Raw genomic sequence first — 25,412 nt, 5'->3', positions numbered from 1 at the left:
ATGGACCTGTTATGATTTATTTATTGTCTAATAACTATTATGGCAGCGTTGTTTGCTTGAATGAGATGGGGGCATCTTGGATGATGAGTGAGTCACATTATCCCATTGCCTTACCAAAATTTAAAACGAATGAGATAACAGGTGCCATTACTTCTGAGCGATTAACTTTATCAATAGATAGTCAGTTTGAAACAAATGATCTATTTAGATTGATCGAACTAGTTAGTTCAAGTGCAAATGTTCCATGGCCTGAAAAAGTCAAATTGAATCCTACTAATTTCATTGATCCTCTTACAAAAAAAATGAATAATATTCTTTTAGAAAGTAATTCGTTATTACCAAAAGATGGTTTTTTCGAAACAATTCTTGGAGAAAGAAGAGAACTAAAGGGTAATTTAAAAGATAAAGCTTGTTGCTACAAATTGCCTAATAATATCTTAGCAAAATATTTAGATGTTAATGATGATAAAACTGAAAAATCACAATTCTTATTCATCTGGAAGACTCAAGGAGATTTTAAAACTGGGGATAAGGTACGATTTGGTTTGAAAGATAGTGAACAAAAACATTTTTCAGATATTGGGTTATGTCGCAATATTTATGTTACTTCTATTGAAAAGATATGATAACAAACAATATGAAGTAATCTCATTGAATTAGTAAATTGAAAGTAGTACGTAAATGCCCTCCAAAAAAATTGGGGGAGCATTTACGTATGTGCGCTTATCAATTTAAAGGATGTTTAATGAATTCCTCCAATGTATTGTTGTTACGACTTAAGTATGAGCAAGTAAACATTCCTTTTCCATTGCCATCTATTAGTACGACTGAGTAAGGTTTTCCATAATTGTAAGGTTTGCGACCAGAAGCGACTATTACTCCTTGCATAGAACGAGCTTGATAATCACTCATCGCATCCGTAAGTTGAACCAATGCGATTCCATGCTTTTTTGCATAGTCAATAGCTCCGCTTTGAAAATTAGATGTCGAAATCAAAATACCTTTATGTGCACCTATTGAGTTGATTTTTGAATGTAGTATCTGTACTTTTTCTCTGCTTATCGCTGATTTATAGTGCTTACATTCAACTAGGGTTTTGTATGACACACCCATTAATGAAAATTCAATGTATCCATCAATTTGATAGTTTCCATCAAAGGCTTCGACAATCTTGTCATGTTCAATTATTAAATTTTCAAGATTTTTTGTTTGCTCAGCTAGAACATCTAAAGAGTACCGTTCAAACTGTTCTGGTGTTAACGTCAAACAGCTGTCTATAGTTGGATTAAACATATCCTCCTCCTGTTTTTAAAAAGACAGTCAATGAATCTAAAATCTTCTATCTTTTGATAATCTCCAGTAATGTAATCCCAAAGCTGTCAATTTACATGATTTGCTTTCCATTGCAGCAAAATACATATGTTCGGTATCAACAGGTTCAATTAATCCCACACTTTCGTATAGCTGAAGTGTCTTAAATTGGGAGACCTTTTCTTCATTTGCGTAAGGTTCAATTACTTCGTGTTCCTGGTTTGGAACGTTTGTAAATTCGAAGGAAGGGTCCAATTTAAACTCATCGCTAGAATTTGGGAAAAAATGAGATAGCTTGCGTAGAATTCTTTTTGAAACTCTTGGTTCAATAGATCGCATAGGCAAGAATCGTGAAATGTTTGTTTTAAAAACAGGGCGTTGTTCCCATTCTCCTAGTGATTGGTCAATAAAAGCATACAAACTAGCAGGGGTTATCCTACCAGTTATATCAGCAGCTCCGCCTCTTAACCCTTGTAGTAATAAATTTGTAAAAATTCCTTGTCCTTTATACTCCATTGATACTTCATCGCGTAAACTGGCAGTCATAATAGTGACACCTTCACCTAATTGTGATTCTGTACTTTGTGAAACTACGGATTCACCTAGTCTACCTGAGAAACAGCAGTCTAAAATAATTATTTTATTTTTGCAAGATGATCTATTTGCTAGTCCTAATATATCGTTTAAAGAAACTCCTAAATCTAATCCATCGAAATCAGGAGTAACTAGATAACCGGCTCCACTATCACTACCATGACCTGAAAAGTATAACAGCGCGATTTCAGAGTCACCACTAAACAGTGAATTAATCATTTCTAATAATTCAGCTTTTGTCTCTATGTCAGTATTTAGTGATACATCAAAATTAGGAGAGCCATCTCCGTTGGTCTTTAGTAATTCCGCCATTGATGTAGCATCATTTACACAACCATTAAGCGGTATTTGTGTATAATTGTCAATGCCTACCGCTAGTGCTTTTCTCATATTGTTTTCTCCTATAAATTATTAAGCCATGAAGAGATATTTGACCATGTCCAATCTCTCATTTTGTAGGCAGGGAACTCAGGGAGAACATTTACTCCCAAATGATTATCATTTCCCCAAATCCCTAAACAAGGAACTTTTTCCTCAGATGCACATTTTAGTTCCCAACGTTCGCCATCAGCTTTCATTGTATTTTTGGTGATAATTGCTATTACACCATCACACCCCTTGATTTTTGTCCTACATCTTGTTTTCCATGAATCACTCCAAGGTTCTTTCACTGACATATCAACAAATTCAAAAGGACTATGTGCATTTTTTGCTTGACCAACCAAAAAATCTCTTAAGTTAGAATCCTCTATTGCAAAGCTAATAAAGATGCGTTTCATGTAAATATCCTCCAATCATACACTTATATAGAATAATTATAGGTTATTGTTTCTTCTTTGGAAAGCCCTTTCGTGGACTCTGTATGGAAACAGTAGTTAGTATATTCAACATGAAAAAAGCCAATCGATTAAGATTGGCTTCACGGTTACATGAACTGAAAAATTTGTATAAATTTATTCACCTGTATATTATTCCCACTCCACCGTAGCAGGCGGCTTACTCGTAATATCATACACAATCCGATTGACATGTGCGACTTCATTCACGATCCGGACTGAAATTTTTTGCAAGACATCCCATGGGATACGTGCGAAGTCTGCGGTCATACCATCGATGGAAGTGACAGCGCGGATACCGACTGTATAGTCGTAGGTACGGCCGTCGCCCATCACACCGACTGAACGGATGCCTGGTAGGACAGTGAAGTATTGCCAGATGTCGCGATCAAGACCGGCGTTGGCGATTTCTTCACGCAGGATCGCGTCTGATTCCCGTACGATCTCTAGTTTTTCTTCGGTGATTTCACCAAGGACGCGGATTCCTAGACCTGGTCCTGGGAATGGTTGGCGCCATACGATGGAGTCAGGCATGCCAAGCTGTGTTCCTAATTCGCGAACTTCGTCTTTGAATAAAGTATTTAGTGGTTCGATCAATTCGAACTGCATATCTTCTGGTAATCCACCTACGTTATGGTGAGATTTGATTGTTTGCGCTGTTTCGGTACCAGATTCGATCACATCGGTATAAAGTGTGCCTTGGGCTAAGAAAGAGATGCCTTCTTGACCAGCAAGTTTGGTTGCTTCGTCGTCGAATAGGTAAACGAATTCGTTCCCAATGATCTTACGTTTTTTCTCTGGATCAGAAACGCCGGCTAATTTATCTAGGAAACGGTCACGGGCATCGACTTTGATGATGTTTAGGCCGAATTTACCGCCGAGTGCTTCCATCACTTGTTCGCCTTCGTTTTTACGTAATAGACCGTGGTCTACGAAGATCGAGGTTAATTGATCGCCGATGGCTTTTTGTAAAAGCACACCTACGACAGATGAGTCCACGCCGCCGGATAGACCAAGTAGGACTTTTTTGTCGCCGACTTGTTCGCGGATTTTTGCGACTTGCATCTCGATGAAGTTATCCATGCTCCAGTCGCCTTTACATTGACACACATCTAGGGCAAAGTGACGTAACAGTTCGTTGCCGTATTCTGAATGGCGCACTTCTGCGTGGAATTGGATGCCGTAGAAGTTGCGGTTGGTATCTTGGATCGCTGCGATCGGGCAGTCTTTGCTGGTGCCGACTTTTTCGAAGCCTTCTGGGACTTGAGTTACTAAGTCGCCGTGGCTCATCCAAACAGTTTGTTCTTTTGGTGTACCGGCAAATAGAACGGCATCATCAGAGATGACTTCTAGGGTTGCTTGTCCGTATTCGCGATTTTTCGCAGGTTCGACTTTTCCGCCTAAGTTGTACGTGATCAGCTGCATGCCGTAACAGATACCTAAAACGGGAATGCCTAGTTCAAAGATTTTTGGATCGATGGAGAAGGCTCCTTCGTCATAAACACTGTTAGGACCACCTGATAGGATGATTCCTTTTGGATTCATGGCTTTGACTTCTTCAGCAGTGATGCGGTGGCTCATAAGTTCTGAGAAAACACCGAATTCACGGATACGACGAGTGATTAATTGGTTGTACTGGCTACCATAGTCAAGTACGATGATTTTTTCTACGTTTGTCATTTCGGCAGAAACGTTTGTCACAATTATTACCCCTTTTCAAGTTTTATATATAAAAGAAAGCAAGCTTTCCTTATAAGCTAGTATTTACGCAAATAAATTTCATCAATAATATGATGCTTTGCCTTGTGCAAGATAATATCAGCTCGGCCTCTTGTTGGCAAGATGTACTCTTCTAAATTCTTCAAGTTCACATTTTTCCAAACGTCTTGGGCCATGGTCAACGCTTCTTGGCGATCCCCAATAGCATACTGATAATAGTAATTGTCAGGATCTTTAAAGGCGGTATCTAATAAGGATTCAAACCGTTCCAAGTACCAGCGTTCGATCATTTGCGGATCAGCATCGACAAACAGCGAAAGGTCGAAAAAATCGCTGACGTAGATTTGCTGGTTGGCAGGGAGCTGCAAGGTGTTGATACCTTCCACGATCAAGATATCTGGTGAATCGATGGTTTCAAATTCGCCTTCGACGATATCATAAACATCATGAGAATATTTTGGAATGGGAATGTTTTCTTTCCCCGACTTCACTTCATTCAATACATCGATCAGTTTTTCCATATCGTAGCTTTCAGGAAATCCTTTGCGATCCATGATTCCGCGTTCTTCTAAAACGGCGTTTGGGTAGAGAAACCCGTCTGTGGTGATCAATTGTACGTTTTGATGTTTGAACAAGCGGTCTAATAAGGTTTGCAATAAACGAGCGGTGGTGCTTTTTCCGACAGCCACACTACCAGCGATCCCGATGATAAATGGCGGCATTTTTACATAGCGGTGCAGAAACAACCCTTTGCTTAAGGTCAGTGATTCAAAATCCTTCATATATAGGTGGATCAGGTGACACAATGGCACATAAACATCCTCCACGTCTTTCATGGAGATGCGGTCATTCAAACTTTTGATGCTATCCAACTCAGCTTGGGTCAACGGCGTATTTCCAGGTGTGTAGAAATCTTGCCATTCATTCCGGGCGATCCGGTAATAATTCCCTCTTTCGTTCATAGCAGCCTCCTTATTCATAGTAAGGTATTCATGCTGTTTATCATTCTGTAAATGGACCTCATTCATGGAGATAGGATTGCCGCCTGTCCTCCTCTAAAAGGAGACTCGGCAACGGAACGCGTAAACAGACATCCTTTGATAACTGCGCTTATTCTAACACAAAAAACGTAGTCAGAATCGCTCCAACTCCAAGAAATCCGAATATTTTCCCTTAAAAAAGAGCTATAGGTCATTCTATCCGAAAAAAACAGTAAAAAGCTATCAGAATGGTAGGAGTTTCATCATATTTTTAGTTGGGCGGGAGAAAATAATCGGGATATTAAGAAAATTAAAGGAGCAGCATAAAAAAAGTGTATGATAGAAGAAATAAAATCAAAGAAAGCGGTGAGAACTATAAAAGAGTTGTCAGATATGACGCTGGAAGAATTGTGGCAATTGTTCCCGATCGTTTTGGCCAAACACGATCCGAAGTACGCAGACTGGTACGAGGAAGAAAAACACAAGTTGTTGGAATTGTTCAGGGAGTTTGATGTCCAGCGGATCACGCATATCGGCAGTACGTCTGTAGAGGGATTGATCGCGAAGTCAATCGTAGATATATTGCTAGAATTTCCTGTGGATTATCCACTGGAACGCATCGCTGATTTGCTAGAGGCGGATGGCTGGACGGTGATGGCTAAGGACGCAGAAAACCAAACGCTGGATTTGAACAAGGGATACACACCTGCTGGGTTTGCGGAGAAGGTGTACCATTTGCATGTGAAAACTGTGGGAGACTGGGACGAATTGTATTTTCGTGATTATTTACAGGTACATCCAGAAATCGCAGAGCAGTATGGGGTGTTGAAGCAATCGTTAAAGGAAAGGTTTGAGTACGATCGGGATGCCTATACCGAGGCGAAAACGACATTTGTACAGAAATACAGCCAAAAGGCGAGAGACGAGTTCGGCCCGCGCTATTTGGCTGAATAATTTTCGTGTTTCATGCTATGATAGAACCGATACTAGCGCGAGGAGGACAACGTAATGAAAAAAATCGTTTTATTTGGCGATAGTTTATTGGCAGGTGTCATGAATGGTGAAACCAGTGATATTTTAGACACATATATCATTGATGAATTGACGGAGATGGGCTTTCCAGGCTACTCCATCGTGAAATTAGGAAAACGAGGCGAGACTTCTTCAGATGGTTTGGCTCGAGTTGAAGAGGCTGTGGATGCTGAGGGTGATTTTGTTGTGATCTCGTTTGGGACCAATGATTCTTTGACACACGAGAATTCACTGGAAGCTTTTGGTGAAAATCTGAAAGAGATGATCGAATCCTTTGACGCGTCAAAAGTTATTATATTGACGACTGGCTACATCAACACAGCGGTTTATACTGCGGGTGACAACGAGCGGCAGCAGCTTTTTGCGCAGATGGCAAAAATGGTGGCGGCAGAATCAGGCGTGAATGTGATTGACCTCTATCATCATATGACGGTTTATCCAAAACCCAATGAGTTCGTCCAATCCTATGACGGTCTTCATCCATCAGAAGAAGGCTATCATTTCTTAGGCGCACTGATTGCACGAGATATAAAAGAAATATTACTAGCAGAAGGGTAGAATTATGGCAAATCATTATTATTCCGAAAATCCTGAGACCGCACACGACCTGCATCAATGGTCTTTTGAATTAGCAGGGAAAAATTTTCAATTTGTAACAGACAGCGGGGTGTTCTCCCGTGATACAGTGGATTACGGCTCACGGGCGTTGATCGAACATTTTGAGGCGAGTGAATTACCTGAAGGGACCTTGTTAGATGTCGGCTGCGGGTATGGCCCGATCGGGATGGCGTTGGCTTATCAGACGGGGCATCCCGTTGAGATGATCGATGTGAACAATCGAGCGGTGGAGCTGGCACAAGGCAATGCGAAGCGAAACGGCATTGAAGCGGATATTCATCAATCGAATATTTATGAGACGCTGCACCAAAAGGAATACGCGGCGATCATCAGTAATCCGCCGATCCGTGCAGGAAAGAAAGTCGTTCATCAAATATTAAGCGAAGCGGCACCTTTGTTAAAAGAAGGCGGTACGTTGACGATCGTTATTCAAAAAAAGCAAGGGGCACCGAGTGCGAAAAGTAAGATGGAAGAGGTCTTCGGCAATGCGGAGATCGCAGCAAAAGACAAAGGGTACTATATTATTACCAGCGTAAAAGAATAGAAAAGGACTCTCCCGTTCGTTCAACTTTTGAGCGAACGGGATTTTTCGTAATGGAAAAGGCTTGCAAGTTCGATAAAAGACACGCTATAATCACATTAACTCATGTTTTTCACAAATGTGATTTGAGAGGAGTGAGTCCATGCAAAAAGAAGAAGATAAATTATTGGTTCGTATTGCTGAAATGTATTACCAAGAAGATAAAAATCAGAGTCAGATTTCTAAAGAGCTGAATATCCACCGCAGCACGATCAGCCGTCTGCTGAAGCGTTCTCGTAATGAAGGGATCGTCAACATCTCGATCAATTATGACAAGGCAGGAACGTATAGTATCGAAAAGGAGCTTCAAGAAAAATTTGGTCTGGAAAAAGCGATCATCGTCCAAGCGGGCACAGATCTAAGCCGCACGCAAAAGGATAAGTTATTGGCTCAAGGCGTAGGGGAGTACATAACAGAGATCATTAAAGATGAGATGATCTTTGGGTTCTCATGGGGAGAGACGATGGCTGCTATCCCAGAAGGATTAGGTCAATACGATGCTGAGAATATTTTGTGTGTACCGATGATCGGCGGGCCCTCTGGACGCCTCATCAGCGATTTTCATGTCAATACGATCACGTATGAAGCATCGAAAAAATTGAATGGTCGTGCCTTGTTGATTGATTCGCCGGCTTTTCCTGAAACAGTCGCGTTGAAAAAGGCATTGATGGAAAACGAGTTCAACCAAGAGCTGATTGATTATTGGCGGAAGATCGATGTGGCGATTTTAGGGATCGGTTCTCCTACGTTAAAGGCGAGTGAAAGCTGGAAACAGTTCTATGGAGAAGATGTTTTGACGTATTTAGAAGGTAAAAAGGTAGTCGGGGATGTTGTTTCCCGCTTTTATAATATCGAAGGCGAACACATTGACAATACCTTAGATGACCGATTGATCGGGATCGACATCGCTGAATTAAAACGGGCACCGTATCGGATCGGTGTAGCAGAAGCAGTGGATAAAGCCGACGCGATCGCCAGTGCACTCAAAGGCCGCTACATCAATGTATTGGTCACGACAGAAGAAACGGCGCGGGAAGTATTGAAAAGATAGGGAAACCTGTCTTTTTCTATTTAAGGAGGAGCCATGCAAGTAATTCGATTGCTTCAAACGACCTTGATTTTATTGAGCCGCAAGCAAGTAACTGCAAAGGAATTGGCGGAACGTTTCCAAGTTTCAGTTCGAACGATCTATCGCGATGTGGATGCACTGAGTTTGGCGGGCGTGCCTGTGTATGCGAATAAAGGGCGCAACGGCGGGATTTTTCTGGATGACTCTTATCAGGTGAGCCACGCGTTGATTGAAAAAGAGGAGCAGGACGACTTGTTTTTAGCGCTGCATTTGCTGCAATCAGTAGGGTTGGCTGACACAGAAGAACTATTGAAAAAAATGGGGACAGTCTATGATTGGAGCGAGTGGCTGGAGATCGATCTGAGTCAGACAGAAATTACCAGTCAGACATTCGAAAAAATCAGAGAAGCGTTATTCAATCATTGCGAGGTCGACTGTGTGTATCATACGGAATATGGGCAAACACGTTTGTTGTCTCTGGCGCCTAAACGTGTGCTGTATAAGTATCAGACCTGGTATTTGCTGGCCTTGGAATTGACGAAAAAAGAGTGGATGCTCTTTCCTCTCAAACAAATCAAGCAAGTTGTTTTAAAGGAGCGGATCACTTACGACTTTCCTGAAGAAGTCGTAGTATTTCCCCGGTTATCTGTCCAATTGCGCTTCAGCAAGCGGATCGCCTATAAAAAGTATGCCGAGTTTGCGGATTTTGAGTGGCAGGATAACGCTGACAGCAGCTTTGATGCTGTCTTGGAGTTTGCGGAATTTGACGATCTGTATCGTTTTTTGATTCCATTAGGGAAAAATGTTGAAATTCTCGGACCAAGCTGGATTCGCGAAAAAGTCCTCAATCACGTCGCCGCTTTTTACGAGAATCATTTTTAATATGACATGTTCTGGCAACTTGATTCGATAAACTAAGAGAAAAGGAGGAGAGAAAGATGCACTTCGAACAAATCGTAAAACCAGAACAATGGATTCTTTCCCAAAGCTTCACCGTAAAAGTTGAGGAAATCCCACAGGTCATTGGTCCCACCTTTATGAAACTAGGAGGATTTATTCAGGAGCAAGGGATACAGATTCTAAGCACGCCCTTCGTGTCGTATAAGAACATGGACGAAAGCGGCGGAGTGGATGAAACAAGAGTCAAGATGGAAGTCGGATTTCCTGTCGCAGAGGAAGTGAAAAATGCTTCTACGATTGCCAGTGACAGCTATTTTCTACCGTCCTATAAGGCGCTGTCTTATTTGTATGTTGGAAGATACGAGGAGATGACCGATCCTTATTTCGCCATGCTGGATGAGATCAAGCGGATCGGCGGGAAATTTATCGGTACGTCGTATGAGTACTACCTTAGCGATGAGGAGATTCCAGCAGAGCAGCAAGAGACGATTATGGAATTGGTTTATGAATAAGCGTGAAAGCCACTCGGATAAGTGTAAAGCTTATCCGTTTTTTTTTTGTACTTTTTAGCACTTTTGTGATTTCATTTTAAAAAAGTTGCAAAAAGTGATTGACAACGTTTTCTTTTGCCTTTACTATAAAGGTGCAACAAATGTTAAATTAAAATCACAAATGTTAAAAAGGGGCGTTCACGATGGATTGGTTAAATGTTCAGGGGAAAACAGTCGTTGTCACAGGAGGGTCATCTGGTATCGGAGCGGCCATTGTTAAAGAATTGTGCGAATTGGGTATCAACGTGGTCAATGCTGATCTGCGAGAAGGTGCATTCACACATGAGAAATTGGTTTTTAGCCAAACAGATGTGACTTCTCCAGAATCAGTTGAAAAAACAATCGCTACTACCGTTGACAAATTTCAAACAATCGATGCAGTGGTTAATAATGCAGGGATCAACATCCCGGCACTATTGGTCGATGAGGAAATGACTGAAGACGGAAAATTTCAAATCAACGAGCACATTTTTAATAAGATGATTGCTATCAATCAAAAAGGGGTTTACTTGATGGGTCAAGCCGTTGGTCGAGTAATGGTGAATCAAGGCTACGGCGTCATCATCAATATGTCTTCAGAATGCGGACTAGAAGGGTCAGAAGGTCAAAGCGTATACGCAGCGACCAAAGCGGCGGTAAACAGCTTTACACGTTCATGGGCGAAAGAATTAGGCAAAAAGGGCGTTCGTGTCGTTGGCATCGCTCCGGGAATCATGGAAGAGACGGGGCTGCGCACGATCGAATACGAAACGGCACTGGCGTATACTCGAGGAATTTCGGTGGAGCAGCTGCGAGCGGGTTATACCAATACAAAGACGATCCCGCTAGGCCGCGACGGAAAATTACGTGAAGTGGCTGACTTAGTCGCATACTTCGTTTCTGGACGCTCAAGTTACGTGGACGGTGTGACGGTCAATGTTGCTGGAGGCAAGACAAGAGGGTAATCACTTTTGCTCCACTGAATTTAGCAGTCGGTGGAGCAAAATGAAGAGTTAAAAAGTTGTTGGTGCAACGTTTCGCAGATCAGTAAAACGACTAAGGAGGGACATATGAACAAAGTAATTTTGGTAGCACACGGGAAGCTGGCCCACGAAATGAAAAATTCAGCAGAAATGATTTTTGGGGCATTGCCAGATTTTGAATCCGTGGAATTTTTGAAGGAAGAAGGGCTGGACACGATTCAGGAAAAAGTTTTTGCAGCGATGAAGGATCAGGAAGCGTCCTATCTAGTATTGACGGATTTATTTTGCGGCACGCCTTATAACGCCAGCTGCGCGGTGGCGATGAAGCATCCAGAGCGTGAGATCGAAGTCGTGTCGGGCATGTCGCTGCCGATCGTCTTGGAGGTAGCCAGTATGCTGGGAAGTCGTTTGCAGGATATTGTGAATCATGCTACAAGCATTCCTTGCGATACGGTGAAAGCGTTTAAGCAGCAATTGATTGAAGAAGAGGAGGATTTCTAAGATGAAGATCAACTTAGCACGAATTGATGATCGTTTGATCCATGGGCAGGTGGCAACGGTTTGGGCGAAAGAAGCAGGGGCAAAACGAATCATTGTGGTCAGTAAAGAAGTGGCGAATGATGACATTCGTAAAACATTGGTAAAGCAAGCAGCACCTCCTGGAATCAAAGTAAATATCGTTGATCCGGAAAAGGCAATGAAGGTCTATCACAACCCAAAATATGCGAGCGAAACAGTCTTTTATTTATTCACGAACCCAATGGAAGTGTTGGAATTGGTCGAAATGAACGTGCCGATCACATCTATCAACATCGGAGGGATGCAATTCAAAACGGGGCGCACGCAAATCACCAAAGCTGTCTCTGTTGATCAAACAGAAGCAGATGCGTTTCGCAAGCTGGAGGCATCAGGTGTGGAGCTGGATTTACGGGTCGTGGCGACCGATCCAAAAGGTAATTTTGAAGAAAAACTGAAGGAAGCCGGATTTTAACTAGCGATAGTAAGAGGAGGACACAAAAATGGAATTATCAGCGTTACAGATTGTACTTATTTTTCTTTTTTCATGTGTGTGTGGGATGGGCAGTGTATTAGATGAATTTCAAACCCATCGGCCATTGATCGCCTGTACAATGGTGGGGTTGATCTTAGGCGATGTGACTACAGGGATCATCTTAGGCGGAACCTTGGAATTGATCGCATTAGGCTGGATGAATATCGGCGCGGCGCAATCACCAGATTCGGCGTTGGCAAGTGTGATCTCTACGATCTTGGTTGTGGTGGGCCAGCAGGACATTCAATCGGGGATCGCGATCGCATTACCTGTTGCGGCAGCCGGGCAAGTGCTGACGGTCATCGCACGGACGATCACGGTAGCCTTCCAGCATGCAGCGGATCGTGAAGCGGAAAAAGCGAATTTTAATAAAATCATCTTCCTGCATTTTAGTGCCTTATTCATCCAAGCTTTGCGGGTAGCGATCCCAGCCACGATCGTAGCAGCATTCGTTAGTGCGGAGATGGTCACGAATATGTTGAACATGATTCCAGATGTGATTACAGGCGGATTAGCGGTAGCCGGCGGATTTATCGTAGTAGTCGGATATGCGATGGTACTGAATATGATGAGCGTGGCGTACTTGATGCCATTCTTCTATCTAGGCTTTGTGATGGGCGGTTACTTAGAATTCAGTTTATTGGCCTTCGGGATCATTGGTTTGATCACAGCGTTAGTCTATGTGCAGCTAAATCCCAACTTTAAGAAAAATGAGGGTCAAGGCAATCAGATGGCGGCGGTCGTTGCTGGCGAATTGGCCGATGATGAATTAGAAGATTAAGGGGGCAAGAAAATGGAAAACACGTCAATGGTAGAAACAAAGAAAGATATTTATGCACAGTCGCAGTTAACGAGGAAAGATTTGATGACCACCTTTGTTTTTTCAAACTTTCAGCAAGCCTCCTTCAACTTTGAACGAATTCACGCCTTGGCTTTTTGTGTGGATATGATCCCAACGATTCGTCGCATGTACAAGACAAAAGAAGAACAGTCGGAAGCTTTGAAACGACATTTAACCTTCTTCAATACGACTCCGGCAGTGTGCGGACCGGTCATCGGTGTGACGATGGCGATGGAGGAAGCGCGGGCAAGCGGAGCGGACATTGATGATGGAACGATCAATAGTTTGAAGGTTGGATTGATGGGACCGCTGGCAGGTGTAGGCGATCCGTTGGTTTGGGGAACATTGCGACCGATCACGGCGGCGTTGGGTGCATCCTTGGCATTGTCGGGAAATGCGATGGGACCGATTTTGTTCTTCGTGGCCTTCAATGCGATCCGTTTATCGATGAAATGGTTCGGTCTTACGTATGGCTTCAGCAAAGGAATGGATATCGTCAAAGACCTCTCCGGCAACTTGCTGCAAAAATTAACTGAGGGAGCGACGATTTTAGGATTGTTCATCATGGGTGTTTTAGTCACAAAATGGACAACGATCAACATTCCATTGGTGGTATCCAGAACACCTGGTTCAGATGGCGAAACAGTTATTACAACGGTTCAGAATGTCTTGGATGATTTGGTGCCGGGATTGCCTGCATTAGGTTTGACGTTATTGATGATGTATTTATTGAAGAAAAAAGTCAGTCCGATCGTCTTGATCTTCGTGTTGTTTGCGGTCGGTATTCTTGGTTATTGGTTAGGAATTTTAGCTTAAGCAGTCGTAATTTTAGGGGGAATAGCAGTGAAAACAAAAGCAGTGCGTTTATACGGTAAGAAAGATTTGCGCTTGGAGGAATTTGAATTACCTGAAATCAAAGAAAATGAAATTTTAGCATCTGTCATCACCGACAGTATTTGTATGTCAACATGGAAATTAGCGAACCAGGGTGCCGACCATAAAAAGGCGCCAAATAATCTTGCCGAAGAGCCAATTATTGTCGGTCATGAGTTTTGTGGCGAGCTGTTGGAAGTAGGCGGAAAATGGGCGCACAAATATAAAAAGGGTGAGCGCTATGTATTACAGGCAAATCTTCAATTACCGGATCGTCCAGATTGTCCCGGCTATTCGTATCCTTATACAGGCGGCGATGCCACCTATATCGTGATCTCAGAAGATGTGATGAATCAGGATTGTTTGATTCCATACAAGGGAGATACGTATTTTGAAGGATCGCTGATCGAGCCTTTGTCGTGTGTGATTGGTGCCTTCGAAGCGAATTATCATTTAAAAGAAGGCTCTTATGAACATAAGATGGGGATCAAAGAAGGCGGCAATCTATTGATCATGGGCGGAACGGGTCCAATGGGGTTGTTGGCGATTGATTACGCATTGCACGGGCCGCTCAATCCGAAGAAGTTGGTCATTACAGATCGCGATCCCGAAAAATTGGCACGGGCTTCGAAGCTTTATCCGAGTCAAAAGGGCATTGAGGTTTCTTATGTGAATGTCGGCGATGTTGACGATCAGGTCAGTCTTTTGAAGGAAACGGTCGGCGGCGGATTTGATGATATTTTTGTCATGGTTCCAGTCGGTCCAGTCGTTAGTGACGCGGCTGCAATGCTGAATCCTGATGGGTGTCTGAATTTCTTTGCAGGGCCGCAGGACAAAGAATTTTCAGCGAATGTAAACTTTTATGACGTTCATTATTCATTTACACACTTTGTTGGGACCTCTGGCGGCAATACAGAAGATATGCGCAAAGCGGTGAAGCTGATCGAAAACAAGCAGGTCCACGTGGCAAATGTGGTGACACATATTTTAGGCTTAGATGCGGTGGGTGAAACCACGCTGAACCAGCCAGCAATTGGCGGCGGGAAAAAACTTGTTTACACCCATAAGCAATCAGAGTTGAAAAAAGTGTCAGACATCGATGAGCAATCAGATCTAGGAAAAATCTTAGCAGAGACAGACGGTATATGGAGTCAAAAAGCCGAAAATTATGTCTTAGAAAACTATCCAGAAATATAAAAACGACCGCAGAGAAATTAGTCTCTGCGGCGTTTTTTTATAGATTGTCTTTCAAAAATTGAATCGTTGATGAATAAGCGATATCCGCGTAGCCCTCGCCGTGTACGGTGCCAGTGATAAGTTTTACTTCACTTGGGACCCCATTTTCAGCCAATTGACTTTGTAATTTATATACGCCAGTCAGGGGCACTAATTCATGCAGGGAGTTAGCGAGGAAGAGTGGGCCGCTTTTATCCGAAACACGAGACAACGGATCTGCTTGTTTTAAAAGCGCTTCACCTTGGTTCACGTAATTTAAAACGAACCATTTATAAAAAGCATCGTTGGCACCGTCTTGGTCGATTTTTCCGCTGGCTTGTTTATCAAAGTCAGGCTTTTGGTTCATTGCGGCAACAACTTCGGGGTGTTGCTGCACCCAATCATAAAGATCGATGATGCCAGACCAAGAAGCCGCTGGAATCCCTCTTTGTAACGCCAATTCGATCGATAAGTTCCCGCCGGCTGAAGAGCCGAGTGCAGTGATTTTTCCTTTTACTGGATAATCGCTGGCAGCTAGACAGTCATAGACAGCTAGTAAATCATCCATTGCAGCCGGAAAGATATGGTCTGGCGCTAAACGATAATTGGGTGCGACAACGAGAAATCCGTCTGAGACTAAGCGTTCCGCCAGCGCCGCTTCCTTTGATTTGTCCCCACGGAACCAGCCGCCTCCATGAATCAGAATAATCGCCGCTTCGATTGTTTCAGGCTCGTAAATGTCTAACGTTAATTGATTTTTATTATCATATACATAATCTTTGATCATAGTGTCTCGCTTCTTTTTTCTTTTTCTTTTTTTTCTCGCAGAATAATAAATTTGATTTTGAGGGATTGATTTGATTAAGTTTTTAAATCGACTGCGTGTCCTAGACTAAATCATTCTCTTCTGTCGGCTGGGGCTGTAATTTTGCTAACGCAGCTAACACCGTTAAGAAGTTATCGTGAGCTTCTTCGTAAGTCCCCATTTGATAGCCAAACTCTTGGTTAAAGCCTTCTAATCCGTCTTTCGCAAACGCATATTCATAGCGATAAACGGCATCATACGCTTTTGTAAACTGCTGCAGCAGCTCAGTTTGAGCATCTAATTGCAGTGCTAGCTGAATGACGCGAAAATCAGTATAGGCAAGCTCAAATTGAATCGCCCAAATACGAATGAAGTCATGCTGGTTTTTGATATGCAGAAAGTGATGCTCTGTCGTCCATTGTAGATTTTTGATTGCTCCTAAAACATCAAGCATTTTTCTCACCTGCCTTGAGAGTGGATCTATCCTTAATTTACGCTCTTTTTTTGAGACGGCAAGTAAGTCGTCTCGCAAATATGGTATACGCCAGATAGGCAGACTTTGCTCCTTCAGCTGGCGTTAATTTTGAAAAAGGCTTTCTTTCTAAAATTTCCTTTGCTACACTTAAAAAAAATACAGAGAGAAGGACTAGGATGAAGATCACCATCAAAGAAATTGCCGAATTAGCAGGCGTTTCAGTAACGACGGTGTCGCAGATCTTGAATAATAAGGGCAGTCGATTCAGTGAGCAGACACGAAAAAAAGTCCTTGCGATCGTCGAGGAATATCAATACAAACCGGATTTTTTTGCGGCCAATTTGATCAATCGTCATTCGAAAACGATTGGAATGATCGTGCCGGATGTGACAGACTTTTTCTTTTCAAAAGTGATCGAAGGGGTGGAAAGTTATCTAAATCCTTTAGGCTATATGATTATTTTATGTAATTCACGTCATGACAAAGAGCAAGAAAAACGGTACCTAAATGAGTTATCTCATCGTTCAGTAGACGGGATATTACTGGCTACGCCCAATCATCTGGAAGACGAGCATACACTGGGGAGCGATTTTTATCGCAAACACCCCATCGTGTTGATCGACCGGGGACTAAACGATCGCGACTGGGGGCAGCTTTTGGTGCAGGAGTATGCGGGAGCTCAGGACGTCCTAAGAATGTTGGTAGATAAAGGTCATCGGCATATTGGGATGCTGAAAGAGAGCGAAGGCTACTACCAATTAACAGAACGTGTCAAAGCGTACCGGCAAGTTGTTTATGAGTATCAACTTCCTTTTGAGGAGAGCTATATTTGTTCAGGTGAGCTGACTATTTCTGGCGGGTATCATGCTGCAAAAGAAGTGTTAAAGAACAAAGAGATTACAGCGATATTTTGCGGAAATGACGAGATGGCGATCGGCTGTTACCAAGCAGTGTACGAAGCGGGATTGAAGATTCCTGAAGATATTTCGGTCGTTGGATTCGACGGCTTGGAAGTAAGTCAGTATATGGTGCCGCCGCTGACGACTGTTTTCCAACCAAGTACAGAAATCGGCTTTTCTGCTGCTAAGTTTTTAGTCGATGCGATCAATTTCCCTTCTCAGCGAATTCCGAATAAAATCTTCCAAACTAAATTAATTATTCGTGAGAGTGTGAAAAGTGTAGGTCATAGTTGACAACGGGAGTAAGACCCGTTATAGTAACAATGGTAGCGCTGACAGAAAGCGCTTCTTCGATAAGTAAACTGTTTTACTAAAGTGGTTTACCTTTCGCGATTTTATTGTATAATATCTTTTGAAGCTTGGAGGAAAACCTATGAGAATGGTAGATTTGATAGAGAAAAAGCGAGACGGAAAACCCCTATCAAAAGAAGAAATCGATTTTATTATTGACGGTTACACGGGTGGCAGCATTCCAGATTATCAAATGAGTGCATTGTTGATGGCGATCTTTTATCAGGACATGACGGATGAAGAAATTTCTCACTTGACGTTGGCAATGGCGAATTCGGGTGACATCATTGATTTGTCTTCAATCGAAGGCATCAAAGTAGATAAGCATTCGACTGGCGGTGTCGGTGATACGACGACATTGGTTTTAGCACCACTTGTGGCAAGTGTCGGTGTTCCTGTAGCGAAAATGTCCGGACGAGGACTTGGTTTTACCGGCGGAACCTTAGATAAATTCGAATCGATCCCCGGCTTTAAAATTGAATTATCTGACCAAGAATTTATTGATATCGTAAATAAGAGCAAAGTTGCTGTAATTGGTCAGTCAGGCAATCTGGCTCCAGCAGACAAAAAGCTTTATGCGCTTCGAGATGTGACAGCGACGGTAGATTCGATCCCATTGATCGCAAGCTCGATCATGAGTAAAAAGATCGCGGCGGGTGCAGATGCGATCGTCCTAGATGTGACAACTGGCGATGGTGCCTTTATGAAGGACATTGATGATGCGAAGCGCTTGGCGAAAACGATGGTGCGGATCGGCAAGCTTGCGGGCCGACAAACGATGGCAGTCATTTCAGATATGTCTGAACCGTTAGGCGAAGCCATTGGAAACAGCCTGGAGATCGTGGAGGCAATCGATACCTTAAAAGGCAACGGTCCAGCAGATCTAACAGAAATGTGCTATGTCTTAGGCAGCCAAATGGTCGTACTTGCTAAAAAAGCAGAGACTCTTGATGACGCGAGAGCTTTATTAGAAGAAGCACTGCATTCAGGAAAAGCCTTAGAAAAATTCCGCGAGATGGTTAAAGATCAAGGTGGCGATCCATCTGTGATCGATCAAACGGAAAAAATCTTAACGGCGAAATACGACATCGAGTTACCGGCTAAAGCGAGCGGTTATGTAACCAAACTCGTAGCCAATGAGATCGGCATCGCAGCAATGCTGCTAGGTGCAGGGCGCAAAACAAAAGAAGATGATATCGATCATGCAGTAGGAATCAAGCTGCATAAAAAAATCGGAGACAAAATCGCTGAGGGGGACTCGTTACTAACGATTTATTCCAACTCAGAGGATATCGATCACGTAAAAGATTTAATTTATCAGAATATTTCTATCGGAGACACACCGGAAGAACCTATTTTGATTCATGATGTAATTACAGAATAAATATTTAAAACATTTTTATAACAATAAAGAATATATTATAATAAATGGAAACGGGGAATTAAACAATGGAAATCAATCGAATGATCGACCATACAATTTTGAAAGCCGACGCAACAAAAGATGATGTCATGAAAATCATCGAGGAGGCAAAAAAATATCGTTTCTATTCTGTCTGCATCAATCCTACATGGGTAGCGCTTGGCGCGAAGGAATTACAAGGTGAGCCTGTAGCTGTTTGTACAGTGATCGGATTCCCTCTAGGTGCAAATACGACAGAAGTAAAAGCATTTGAAGCAGCAAATGCTATTTCAAATGGTGCCGATGAAGTCGATATGGTCATCAATATCGGTGAGTTGAAAGCCGGTAATGTTGAGAAAGTTCAAAAGGACATTGAGGCAGTCGTTGCTGCGGCGAAGGACAAAGCGTTAGTCAAAGTCATCATTGAAACATCGTTATTGACGAATGAAGAGAAAGTGACGGCGTGTGAATTAGCGAAAGTAGCGGGAGCAGATTTTGTTAAAACGTCTACTGGATTTTCAACAGGCGGTGCGACAGTGGAAGATGTTCGCTTGATGCGCGAAACGGTAGGACCTGAAATGGGTGTCAAAGCTTCTGGCGGTATTCACAACGCGAAAGAAGCAGAAGCAATGATCGAAGCAGGAGCAACTCGTTTAGGTGCCAGCTCAGGTGTATCGATCATGAACGGACTTTCCGGTACGGGGTATTAAGATCGGAGGGTATAAACTATGAATAAAGAAGAATGGATCGACATTGCTGTCGAAGCACTCGACAAAGCGTATGTTCCGTATTCTCATTTTCCTGTAGGCGCGTGTCTCGTGACGAAGGAAGGCAAAACGTATCAAGGACTCAACATTGAAAATGCTTCTTACGGCTTATCAAATTGTGCAGAACGTACGGCCTTTTTCAAAGCTGTTTCAGAAGGCGAACGAGCATTCAGTCATTTAGTGATCGCGGGTCACACACCAGAACCAATCTCTCCATGCGGCGCTTGCCGCCAAGTCATGGCAGAGTTTTGCGACCCAGCGATGCCAGTAACCTTAGTCGGTGACAACGGTGTGATCAAAGAGACGACCGTTGAAGGGTTACTGCCATACAGCTTCACGGACAAAGATTTATAAACCATGTTCATTCAGTCGCAGGACTGTTGAAAAAAAACATATTTAGGGGGCTTTACAGAAATGAAAAAAGCAAAATTATTTGGCCTAGGTACCGTGGCAATGGCAGCATTGCTAGCATTAGGAGCTTGCGGCGGAGGCGGCGGTTCAACGGATTCTTCAGGTGGAGGATCTGCGAATGAAGATGCAAAACACAGTGTTGCAATCGTAACAGACATTGGTGGGGTGGACGACCGTTCATTTAACCAAAGTGCTTGGGAAGGCCTTAAAGCTTGGGGCAAGGACCACGACATCAAGCGAGGAAATGGCGGCTACAACTACATCCAATCAAACGATGCTTCTGAATATGAACAAAACATTTCACAAGCTGTTACGAACGGATTCAAGACAGTCTTCGGGATTGGTTACTTATTAGCTGATCCAATCACAGCGGCAGCAGACCAAAATGCAGATACAAACTTTGTTATCATCGATTCAGTTATAGATGGAAAGAAAAATGTCGCTTCAGCAACATTTAAAGACCAAGAAGCAGCTTACCTAGCAGGTGTTGCAGCAGCTGAAACTACGAAATCAAACAAATTAGGTTTCGTCGGTGGTGAAGAAGGTGCCGTAATCGACCGCTTCCAAGCTGGTTTTGAAAAAGGTGTCGCAGATACTGCTAAAAAATTAGACAAAGAAATTTCTGTAGACGTTCAATATGCTGCGTCATTTGGTGATCCAGCCAAAGGTAAAGCCCTAGCAGCGAATATGTACAACGGTGGAGTAGATATCATTTATCATGCTTCAGGCGGTACTGGTCAAGGGGTCTTCTCAGAAGCGAAAGCACGTAACGAAAAAGCGGACGAAGCAGACAAAGTTTGGGTTATCGGTGTCGATAGCGACCAACAAAAAGAGGGCGAATACAAATCTAAAGACGGTAAAGACAGCAACTTCTGTTTAACTTCAACACTTAAAGGTGTAGGTGCAGCGGTTCAAGATATCTCTACTCGTGCGTTAGAAGACAAATTCCCTGGCGGCGAACACTTAACTTATGGTTTGAAAGACGGCGGTGTTTCTCTAACTGACGGATTCCTTTCAGACGAAGCAAAAGAAGCTGTGAAAGAAGCGAAAGATAAAGTTTCTGACGGCGACATCAAAGTTCCAGAAACTCCTGAGAAAAAATAATTCAGGTGTGACCATAGTCTCCATCCACGTGAGGCTATGGTCCTCTTTTAAAAAAAGGACCTTTCTTTTTTTATCCAAGTTACAGCGGATGTTTGATTTGGATAAGGGAAGAACGCCCTTTAACGTTGCAATGTTTTGTCAGGTTTAGAAAGCGATAGGATGTGAAAAGAAAGTGACAGAAGAACAAAATGTCATTGAGATGCGCAATATCACCAAGCAGTTTGGCACATTTAAAGCAAATGACAACATCAATTTACAGGTTCGAAAAGGAGAGATCCATGCTCTTTTAGGTGAAAATGGTGCCGGTAAATCGACGCTGATGAATGTTTTGTCAGGGTTATTACAACCAACTTCTGGTGAGATTTTGATGGATGGTCAAAAGGTCGATATCTCAAGTCCAACTAGAGCCAATCAATTAGGGATCGGAATGGTCCATCAGCATTTCATGTTAGTTGATGCCTTTACCGTTACAGAAAACATTATTTTAGGCAGTGAGCCAAAGAAAAACGGCATGCTGGACCAAAAGAAAGCAAAAGCTGAGATCGTGCGCTTATCTGAAGAGTACGGCTTAAAGGTCGATCCAGATGCGTACATCCGTGATATCTCAGTAGGGATGCAGCAACGGGTAGAAATTTTGAAAACCTTGTATCGAGGCGCGAATGTTCTGATTTTCGATGAACCGACCGCTGTATTGACACCGCAAGAAATCGATGAATTGATTGCAATTATGGAAGGGCTGATCAAAGAAGGCAAATCCATCATTTTGATCACGCACAAGCTAGATGAAATTAAAAAGGTAGCGGATCGCTGTTCGGTTATCCGTCGTGGACAGTACATCGGGACTGTTGACGTGAAAGATGTGAGTTCGCAGCAGTTGGCAGATATGATGGTAGGACGTTCTGTTTCATTTAAAACAGATAAAGTACCTGCTGTGCCAGGTGAAGTCGTTCTAACGGTCAAAGACCTAGTCGTGAAGGAAAGCCGCGGACTGGAAGCTGTTAAGAGCTTGTCCCTGGATGTTCATCGCGGGGAAGTTGTAGGGATCGCCGGAATCGACGGCAACGGACAAACAGAATTGATCCAAGCGTTAACGGGGTTGCGCAAAGTCGAAAGCGGGACTGTGACGATCTGCGGAAAAGATGTGACAGGCAAAGCGCCTCGTCATATTACGGAAACAGGCGTCGGGCATGTACCGGAAGACCGTCATAAATATGGACTGATCTTACCTTTGCCGCTCTCTGAAAATATTGCCTTGCAATCGTATTACCATGCGCCGTTTAGTAAAAACGGAATTTTGAATTATGGGGAGATCGATCGTTATGCCAAACGATTGATTGAAGAATACGATGTACGGACGACGGGTGAAAAAGCGCCTGCGGCATCACTTTCAGGTGGGAACCAGCAAAAAGCGATCATCGCTCGTGAAGTTGATCGTGATCCAGATCTGCTGATCGTATCACAGCCGACTCGCGGACTTGACGTAGGTGCGATCGAATATATCCATAGGCGTTTAGTAGAGCAGCGTGACAAACAAAAAGGTGTGCTGTTGGTAAGTTTTGAATTAGATGAAATTTTGAATGTCTCTGACCGTATCGCGGTTATTCACGCTGGCGAGATCGTTGGGATCGTTGATCCGAAAGAAACTTCTGAAAATGAGTTGGGGCTATTGATGGCCGGCTATAGTTTGGAAGAAGCGCGAGCAGAATTAGCAAAGGCTGGTGAGACAAATGAATGATCGTTCAGAAAAAATTAGAAATATATTAGTACCGATTATCTCAGTTATTCTAGGATTTGTTCTTGGTGCTATTTTGATGTTAGTGTTCGGATTCAATCCGATCGAAGGATACAATGCCATGTTCAGCTCGGCATTCCAAAGTAAAATGTCCTTTGGAGAAATTTTAGTGGGTGCCGGACCGTTGATTTTTACGGCGTTAGGCTTCTCTGTAGCCAACTCAGCGGGTTTCTTCAATATCGGGCTTTCTGGTCAAGCGCTTTGCGGTTGGGTAGCAAGTATCTGGGTGGCACTAAGCATGCCGGATTCACCGAAGTTTATCGTTTTACCTATTGCAATTATTGTTGGTGCATTAGCAGGTGCTGGTGCCGCTGCGATCCCTGGGGTGCTGCGGGCATTCTTTGGAACCAGTGAAGTTATCGTTACGATCATGATGAACTACGTGATTCTTTATGTAGCCAATCATATTGTCAACCACGTGATGTCACCAGATATCATCTCGAACAAAGGGGTTACTAAAGCAGTGGGCTTGAATGCCTCTTTAAGAGAACCTTGGCTGACCAATTTGTTTGGCGGCTCACGGGTCAATCTTGGGATCGTCTTAGCGTTAGTATTCCTAGTAGTCGTATGGTTCTTAATGAAACGCACGACATTAGGGTTTGAGATTCGTTCCGTTGGGTTGAATCCTTTTGCCTCTGAATATGCAGGAATGAGCAGCAAACGGACGATCGTGATCTCGATGATCATCTCAGGTGCCTTAGCAGGGCTTGGTGGGGTCGTTTATGGATTAGGAACCTTCATGAATTACTTTGTTCAAGGTTCTTCGATCAGTATCGGGTTTGACGGGATGGCCGTCTCACTGTTAGGAAATGGCAGCTCGATCGGGATTTTATTATCCGCGTTATTGTTCAGTATCTTAAAACTTGGAGGACAAGGAATGCAGTTCTCAGGTATTCCTAGCGAATTAGCCAACAGTGTGATTCCATTGATCATCTTCTTCGTCGCAATCAACTACATCGTACGTGTCGGACTTGCGAAAGTAATGGGCGGCAAGAAAGAAGTTGAAACGGTCAAAGAAGTGGAAAGTGCTCCGAATGACGAATCTGAAAAAGGGGGCAAAGTCTAATGAATATGGATTTATTAGCATCGATTATTGCTCAGACACTTGTGTATTCTGCGCCATTGATCTTGACCGCACTTGGCGGGGTCTTTTCTGAACGAAGCGGGATCGTAAACGTTGGTTTGGAAGGAATCATGGTAGCTGGTGCCTTTAGTTCAGTTGTCTTTAACTTAGCTTTTGCGGATCAATTTGGCGGGATGACACCTTGGTTAGGTGTGCTGGTCGGTGGACTGGCTGGGATGGCCTTCTCACTGCTGCATGCAGTGGCGACAGTCAATTTCCGGGCGGATCATATCATCAGCGGAACCGTAATGAATTTACTGGCCCCTCCATTGGCGATCTTCTTGATCAAAGTTATTTATGGAAAAGGTCAAACAGATACCATCCAACAGCAATTTGGTTACTTTGACTTTCCAGTATTAAGCAAAATCCCGATCATCGGAGATTTGTTCTTCAGAAATACTAGTTTACCAGCGTACTTTGCGATTTTAGTCGCTGTGATCTCTTGGTTTGTCATCTTTAAAACACGTTTTGGTCTGCGTCTGCGCTCTGTTGGGGAAAACCCGCAAGCAGCAGATACATTGGGGATCAATGTTTACGCGTTACGTTATTCAGGTGTTTTACTTTCTGGATTCTTAGGCGGTATGGGCGGTGCTGTTTTCGCACAATCAATCGCTGGACGTTTCGCAGCAACAACGATCGCTGGACAAGGATTTATCTCATTGGCAGCGATGATCTTTGGTAAATGGAACCCGCTCGGTGCGATGGGAGCTGCGATCTTCTTCGGATTTGCGCAAAACCTAAGTATCGCCGGATCAAACTTACCGATCATCTCACAAATCCCGGATGTGTATCTACAATCAGCACCATACGTATTGACGATCATCGTACTGGTTATCTTCTTAGGAAAATCAGCCGCACCAAAAGCCGATGGCGTCAATTACATCAAATCAAAATAATTCTTTCGTTTTCAAAGGGTGGGGCTATGGGACAATGTTCTTAGCACGCCCTTTTTTGCGAGTTCCACTTCACGCTTCAGCGTGATTAGTGGAATCGTATGCGCGGTGAGAATAAAACTAACTTTTTCAGTTTTGGAAAAAGTTAATCCTTTAATACGAATTAGCTGCGAATCAAATGTTCAGCGGAATCTTAGGTAAACGGATTTTTTTCCGACAATGGCTTTCAGTTTACGGAATTCCAGGAACCCAATATAC

28 protein-coding genes are annotated in these 25,412 nt (G+C 43.1%); 21 read left to right on the top strand and 7 right to left on the bottom strand.

Annotation, left to right across the window (positions count from 1 at the left end):
- Positions 1-11: 11 nt before the first annotated feature.
- Entirely contained in the window at positions 12-626 is a 615-nt protein-coding gene (locus IGI66_RS12935) for a toll/interleukin-1 receptor domain-containing protein (protein WP_438849187.1), read from the top strand.
- A 100-nt stretch (positions 627-726) separates the two neighbouring features.
- Here IGI66_RS12935 and IGI66_RS12930 read toward each other — a convergent pair whose 3' ends face one another.
- The 5 genes from IGI66_RS12930 to coaA form a co-directional block, all read right to left on the bottom strand.
- Positions 727-1,293 (bottom strand): restriction endonuclease, encoded by a 567-nt coding sequence (locus IGI66_RS12930; RefSeq protein ID WP_438849186.1) that lies wholly within the window; start codon positions 1,291-1,293, stop codon positions 727-729.
- Between the two features lie 36 nt (positions 1,294-1,329).
- The gene (locus tag IGI66_RS12925) at positions 1,330-2,295 is read right to left on the bottom strand and encodes a caspase family protein (RefSeq protein WP_438849185.1); all 966 of its coding nucleotides are present in this window, start codon (positions 2,293-2,295) and stop codon (positions 1,330-1,332) included.
- An 11-nt stretch (positions 2,296-2,306) separates the two neighbouring features.
- Positions 2,307-2,684 (bottom strand): hypothetical protein, encoded by a 378-nt coding sequence (locus IGI66_RS12920; RefSeq protein ID WP_438849184.1) that lies wholly within the window; start codon positions 2,682-2,684, stop codon positions 2,307-2,309.
- Between the two features lie 189 nt (positions 2,685-2,873).
- Positions 2,874-4,442 (bottom strand): glutamine-hydrolyzing GMP synthase, encoded by a 1,569-nt coding sequence (gene guaA / locus IGI66_RS12915; RefSeq protein WP_288226830.1) that lies wholly within the window; start codon positions 4,440-4,442, stop codon positions 2,874-2,876.
- A gap of 56 nt (positions 4,443-4,498) precedes the next feature.
- Positions 4,499-5,422, bottom strand: coding sequence for a type I pantothenate kinase (gene coaA, locus IGI66_RS12910; protein WP_010779508.1), 924 nt, complete (start codon positions 5,420-5,422; stop codon positions 4,499-4,501).
- A 354-nt stretch (positions 5,423-5,776) separates the two neighbouring features.
- Between coaA and IGI66_RS12905 the strand changes: the two genes are divergently transcribed.
- The 12 genes from IGI66_RS12905 to IGI66_RS12850 all read left to right on the top strand — a co-directional run bounded on the left by IGI66_RS12905 (position 5,777) and on the right by IGI66_RS12850 (position 15,114).
- Positions 5,777-6,394: a GrpB family protein gene (locus IGI66_RS12905; protein ID WP_438849183.1), complete on the top strand. Its 618-nt coding sequence runs from the start codon at positions 5,777-5,779 to the stop codon at positions 6,392-6,394.
- Between the two features lie 54 nt (positions 6,395-6,448).
- A complete protein-coding gene (locus tag IGI66_RS12900) occupies positions 6,449-7,030 on the top strand; it encodes an SGNH/GDSL hydrolase family protein (RefSeq protein WP_438849182.1) in 582 nt (193 codons plus the stop codon).
- Positions 7,031-7,034: 4 nt separating this feature from the next.
- Complete coding sequence (locus IGI66_RS12895; protein ID WP_438849181.1) at positions 7,035-7,634, top strand: class I SAM-dependent methyltransferase; 600 nt, start codon at positions 7,035-7,037, stop codon at positions 7,632-7,634.
- 139 nt (positions 7,635-7,773) lie between these two features.
- On the top strand, positions 7,774-8,721 hold the full coding sequence (locus IGI66_RS12890; RefSeq protein WP_010779512.1) for a sugar-binding transcriptional regulator: 948 nt from the start codon (positions 7,774-7,776) through the stop codon (positions 8,719-8,721).
- A 33-nt stretch (positions 8,722-8,754) separates the two neighbouring features.
- Positions 8,755-9,621: a helix-turn-helix transcriptional regulator gene (locus tag IGI66_RS12885; protein WP_438849180.1), complete on the top strand. Its 867-nt coding sequence runs from the start codon at positions 8,755-8,757 to the stop codon at positions 9,619-9,621.
- A gap of 56 nt (positions 9,622-9,677) precedes the next feature.
- A complete protein-coding gene (locus IGI66_RS12880; protein WP_438849179.1) occupies positions 9,678-10,151 on the top strand; it encodes a hypothetical protein in 474 nt (157 codons plus the stop codon).
- A 182-nt stretch (positions 10,152-10,333) separates the two neighbouring features.
- Positions 10,334-11,134 carry an SDR family oxidoreductase gene (locus IGI66_RS12875; RefSeq protein ID WP_438849178.1) on the top strand — a complete coding sequence of 267 codons (801 nt, stop codon included), beginning with the start codon at positions 10,334-10,336 and terminating at the stop codon, positions 11,132-11,134.
- 105 nt (positions 11,135-11,239) lie between these two features.
- The gene (locus tag IGI66_RS12870; protein WP_010779516.1) at positions 11,240-11,653 is read left to right on the top strand and encodes a PTS sugar transporter subunit IIA; all 414 of its coding nucleotides are present in this window, start codon (positions 11,240-11,242) and stop codon (positions 11,651-11,653) included.
- 1 nt (position 11,654) lies between these two features.
- Entirely contained in the window at positions 11,655-12,143 is a 489-nt protein-coding gene (locus IGI66_RS12865) for a mannose/fructose/sorbose PTS transporter subunit IIB (protein ID WP_010779517.1), read from the top strand.
- Between the two features lie 28 nt (positions 12,144-12,171).
- Positions 12,172-12,984 carry a PTS mannose/fructose/sorbose transporter subunit IIC gene (locus IGI66_RS12860; RefSeq protein WP_086306367.1) on the top strand — a complete coding sequence of 271 codons (813 nt, stop codon included), beginning with the start codon at positions 12,172-12,174 and terminating at the stop codon, positions 12,982-12,984.
- Between the two features lie 27 nt (positions 12,985-13,011).
- Entirely contained in the window at positions 13,012-13,860 is an 849-nt protein-coding gene (locus IGI66_RS12855) for a PTS system mannose/fructose/sorbose family transporter subunit IID (RefSeq protein WP_438849296.1), read from the top strand.
- Between the two features lie 27 nt (positions 13,861-13,887).
- Positions 13,888-15,114 carry a zinc-binding dehydrogenase gene (locus IGI66_RS12850; RefSeq protein ID WP_010779520.1) on the top strand — a complete coding sequence of 409 codons (1,227 nt, stop codon included), beginning with the start codon at positions 13,888-13,890 and terminating at the stop codon, positions 15,112-15,114.
- A 37-nt stretch (positions 15,115-15,151) separates the two neighbouring features.
- Here IGI66_RS12850 and IGI66_RS12845 read toward each other — a convergent pair whose 3' ends face one another.
- Entirely contained in the window at positions 15,152-15,919 is a 768-nt protein-coding gene (locus IGI66_RS12845; RefSeq protein ID WP_438849177.1) for an alpha/beta hydrolase, read from the bottom strand.
- Between the two features lie 100 nt (positions 15,920-16,019).
- Positions 16,020-16,391, bottom strand: a complete 372-nt coding sequence (locus IGI66_RS12840) for a hypothetical protein (protein ID WP_438849176.1) — start codon at positions 16,389-16,391, stop codon at positions 16,020-16,022.
- A gap of 152 nt (positions 16,392-16,543) precedes the next feature.
- Here IGI66_RS12840 and IGI66_RS12835 point away from each other — a divergent pair, with 152 nt between their 5' ends.
- The 8 genes from IGI66_RS12835 (at position 16,544) to IGI66_RS12800 (ending at position 25,157) form a co-directional block, all read left to right on the top strand.
- Complete coding sequence (locus IGI66_RS12835) at positions 16,544-17,605, top strand: LacI family DNA-binding transcriptional regulator (protein WP_254908417.1); 1,062 nt, start codon at positions 16,544-16,546, stop codon at positions 17,603-17,605.
- Positions 17,606-17,744: 139 nt separating this feature from the next.
- A complete protein-coding gene (locus IGI66_RS12830) occupies positions 17,745-19,046 on the top strand; it encodes a pyrimidine-nucleoside phosphorylase (RefSeq protein WP_438849175.1) in 1,302 nt (433 codons plus the stop codon).
- Positions 19,047-19,111: 65 nt separating this feature from the next.
- Positions 19,112-19,774 carry a deoxyribose-phosphate aldolase gene (deoC, locus tag IGI66_RS12825; protein WP_438849174.1) on the top strand — a complete coding sequence of 221 codons (663 nt, stop codon included), beginning with the start codon at positions 19,112-19,114 and terminating at the stop codon, positions 19,772-19,774.
- An 18-nt stretch (positions 19,775-19,792) separates the two neighbouring features.
- Positions 19,793-20,185 carry a cytidine deaminase gene (locus tag IGI66_RS12820; protein WP_010779526.1) on the top strand — a complete coding sequence of 131 codons (393 nt, stop codon included), beginning with the start codon at positions 19,793-19,795 and terminating at the stop codon, positions 20,183-20,185.
- Positions 20,186-20,245: 60 nt separating this feature from the next.
- A complete protein-coding gene (locus IGI66_RS12815) occupies positions 20,246-21,346 on the top strand; it encodes a BMP family lipoprotein (RefSeq protein WP_086306373.1) in 1,101 nt (366 codons plus the stop codon).
- A gap of 199 nt (positions 21,347-21,545) precedes the next feature.
- Positions 21,546-23,081, top strand: a complete 1,536-nt coding sequence (locus tag IGI66_RS12810) for an ABC transporter ATP-binding protein (protein ID WP_390888199.1) — start codon at positions 21,546-21,548, stop codon at positions 23,079-23,081.
- Positions 23,074-24,204 carry an ABC transporter permease gene (locus IGI66_RS12805; protein ID WP_010779529.1) on the top strand — a complete coding sequence of 377 codons (1,131 nt, stop codon included), beginning with the start codon at positions 23,074-23,076 and terminating at the stop codon, positions 24,202-24,204. The genes IGI66_RS12810 and IGI66_RS12805 overlap by 8 nt, the downstream gene beginning before the upstream one ends.
- Entirely contained in the window at positions 24,204-25,157 is a 954-nt protein-coding gene (locus IGI66_RS12800) for an ABC transporter permease (protein ID WP_086306375.1), read from the top strand. The genes IGI66_RS12805 and IGI66_RS12800 overlap by 1 nt, the downstream gene beginning before the upstream one ends.
- The last annotated feature ends 255 nt before the right edge of the window (positions 25,158-25,412 follow it).

Source organism: Enterococcus sp. AZ048 (assembly GCF_051715125.1).
Lineage (GTDB): Bacteria > Bacillota > Bacilli > Lactobacillales > Enterococcaceae > Enterococcus_A > Enterococcus_A gilvus.
The sequence above is the reverse complement of the archived record's forward strand: the minus strand, read 5'-3'. Positions and strand labels throughout refer to the sequence as shown.

What these genes read in the sequence shown, in the direction of transcription:
- IGI66_RS12845 (WP_438849177.1), bottom strand. Translation starts at nt 15,919, where the DNA reads ATGATCAAAGATTATGTATATGATAATAAAAATCAATTAACGTTAGAC.
- deoC (WP_438849174.1), top strand. Translation starts at nt 19,112, where the DNA reads ATGGAAATCAATCGAATGATCGACCATACAATTTTGAAAGCCGACGCA.
- IGI66_RS12875 (WP_438849178.1), top strand. Translation starts at nt 10,334, where the DNA reads ATGGATTGGTTAAATGTTCAGGGGAAAACAGTCGTTGTCACAGGAGGG.
- IGI66_RS12865 (WP_010779517.1), top strand. Translation starts at nt 11,655, where the DNA reads ATGAAGATCAACTTAGCACGAATTGATGATCGTTTGATCCATGGGCAG.
- IGI66_RS12880 (WP_438849179.1), top strand. Translation starts at nt 9,678, where the DNA reads ATGCACTTCGAACAAATCGTAAAACCAGAACAATGGATTCTTTCCCAA.
- IGI66_RS12905 (WP_438849183.1), top strand. Translation starts at nt 5,777, where the DNA reads ATGATAGAAGAAATAAAATCAAAGAAAGCGGTGAGAACTATAAAAGAG.
- IGI66_RS12830 (WP_438849175.1), top strand. Translation starts at nt 17,745, where the DNA reads ATGAGAATGGTAGATTTGATAGAGAAAAAGCGAGACGGAAAACCCCTA.
- IGI66_RS12925 (WP_438849185.1), bottom strand. Translation starts at nt 2,295, where the DNA reads ATGAGAAAAGCACTAGCGGTAGGCATTGACAATTATACACAAATACCG.
- IGI66_RS12860 (WP_086306367.1), top strand. Translation starts at nt 12,172, where the DNA reads ATGGAATTATCAGCGTTACAGATTGTACTTATTTTTCTTTTTTCATGT.
- IGI66_RS12920 (WP_438849184.1), bottom strand. Translation starts at nt 2,684, where the DNA reads ATGAAACGCATCTTTATTAGCTTTGCAATAGAGGATTCTAACTTAAGA.
- IGI66_RS12815 (WP_086306373.1), top strand. Translation starts at nt 20,246, where the DNA reads ATGAAAAAAGCAAAATTATTTGGCCTAGGTACCGTGGCAATGGCAGCA.
- IGI66_RS12930 (WP_438849186.1), bottom strand. Translation starts at nt 1,293, where the DNA reads ATGTTTAATCCAACTATAGACAGCTGTTTGACGTTAACACCAGAACAG.
- IGI66_RS12800 (WP_086306375.1), top strand. Translation starts at nt 24,204, where the DNA reads ATGAATATGGATTTATTAGCATCGATTATTGCTCAGACACTTGTGTAT.
- IGI66_RS12820 (WP_010779526.1), top strand. Translation starts at nt 19,793, where the DNA reads ATGAATAAAGAAGAATGGATCGACATTGCTGTCGAAGCACTCGACAAA.
- IGI66_RS12840 (WP_438849176.1), bottom strand. Translation starts at nt 16,391, where the DNA reads ATGCTTGATGTTTTAGGAGCAATCAAAAATCTACAATGGACGACAGAG.
- IGI66_RS12810 (WP_390888199.1), top strand. Translation starts at nt 21,546, where the DNA reads ATGCGCAATATCACCAAGCAGTTTGGCACATTTAAAGCAAATGACAAC.
- coaA (WP_010779508.1), bottom strand. Translation starts at nt 5,422, where the DNA reads ATGAACGAAAGAGGGAATTATTACCGGATCGCCCGGAATGAATGGCAA.
- IGI66_RS12895 (WP_438849181.1), top strand. Translation starts at nt 7,035, where the DNA reads ATGGCAAATCATTATTATTCCGAAAATCCTGAGACCGCACACGACCTG.
- IGI66_RS12900 (WP_438849182.1), top strand. Translation starts at nt 6,449, where the DNA reads ATGAAAAAAATCGTTTTATTTGGCGATAGTTTATTGGCAGGTGTCATG.
- IGI66_RS12870 (WP_010779516.1), top strand. Translation starts at nt 11,240, where the DNA reads ATGAACAAAGTAATTTTGGTAGCACACGGGAAGCTGGCCCACGAAATG.
- IGI66_RS12885 (WP_438849180.1), top strand. Translation starts at nt 8,755, where the DNA reads ATGCAAGTAATTCGATTGCTTCAAACGACCTTGATTTTATTGAGCCGC.
- IGI66_RS12805 (WP_010779529.1), top strand. Translation starts at nt 23,074, where the DNA reads ATGAATGATCGTTCAGAAAAAATTAGAAATATATTAGTACCGATTATC.
- IGI66_RS12855 (WP_438849296.1), top strand. Translation starts at nt 13,012, where the DNA reads ATGGTAGAAACAAAGAAAGATATTTATGCACAGTCGCAGTTAACGAGG.
- IGI66_RS12935 (WP_438849187.1), top strand. Translation starts at nt 12, where the DNA reads ATGATTTATTTATTGTCTAATAACTATTATGGCAGCGTTGTTTGCTTG.
- IGI66_RS12890 (WP_010779512.1), top strand. Translation starts at nt 7,774, where the DNA reads ATGCAAAAAGAAGAAGATAAATTATTGGTTCGTATTGCTGAAATGTAT.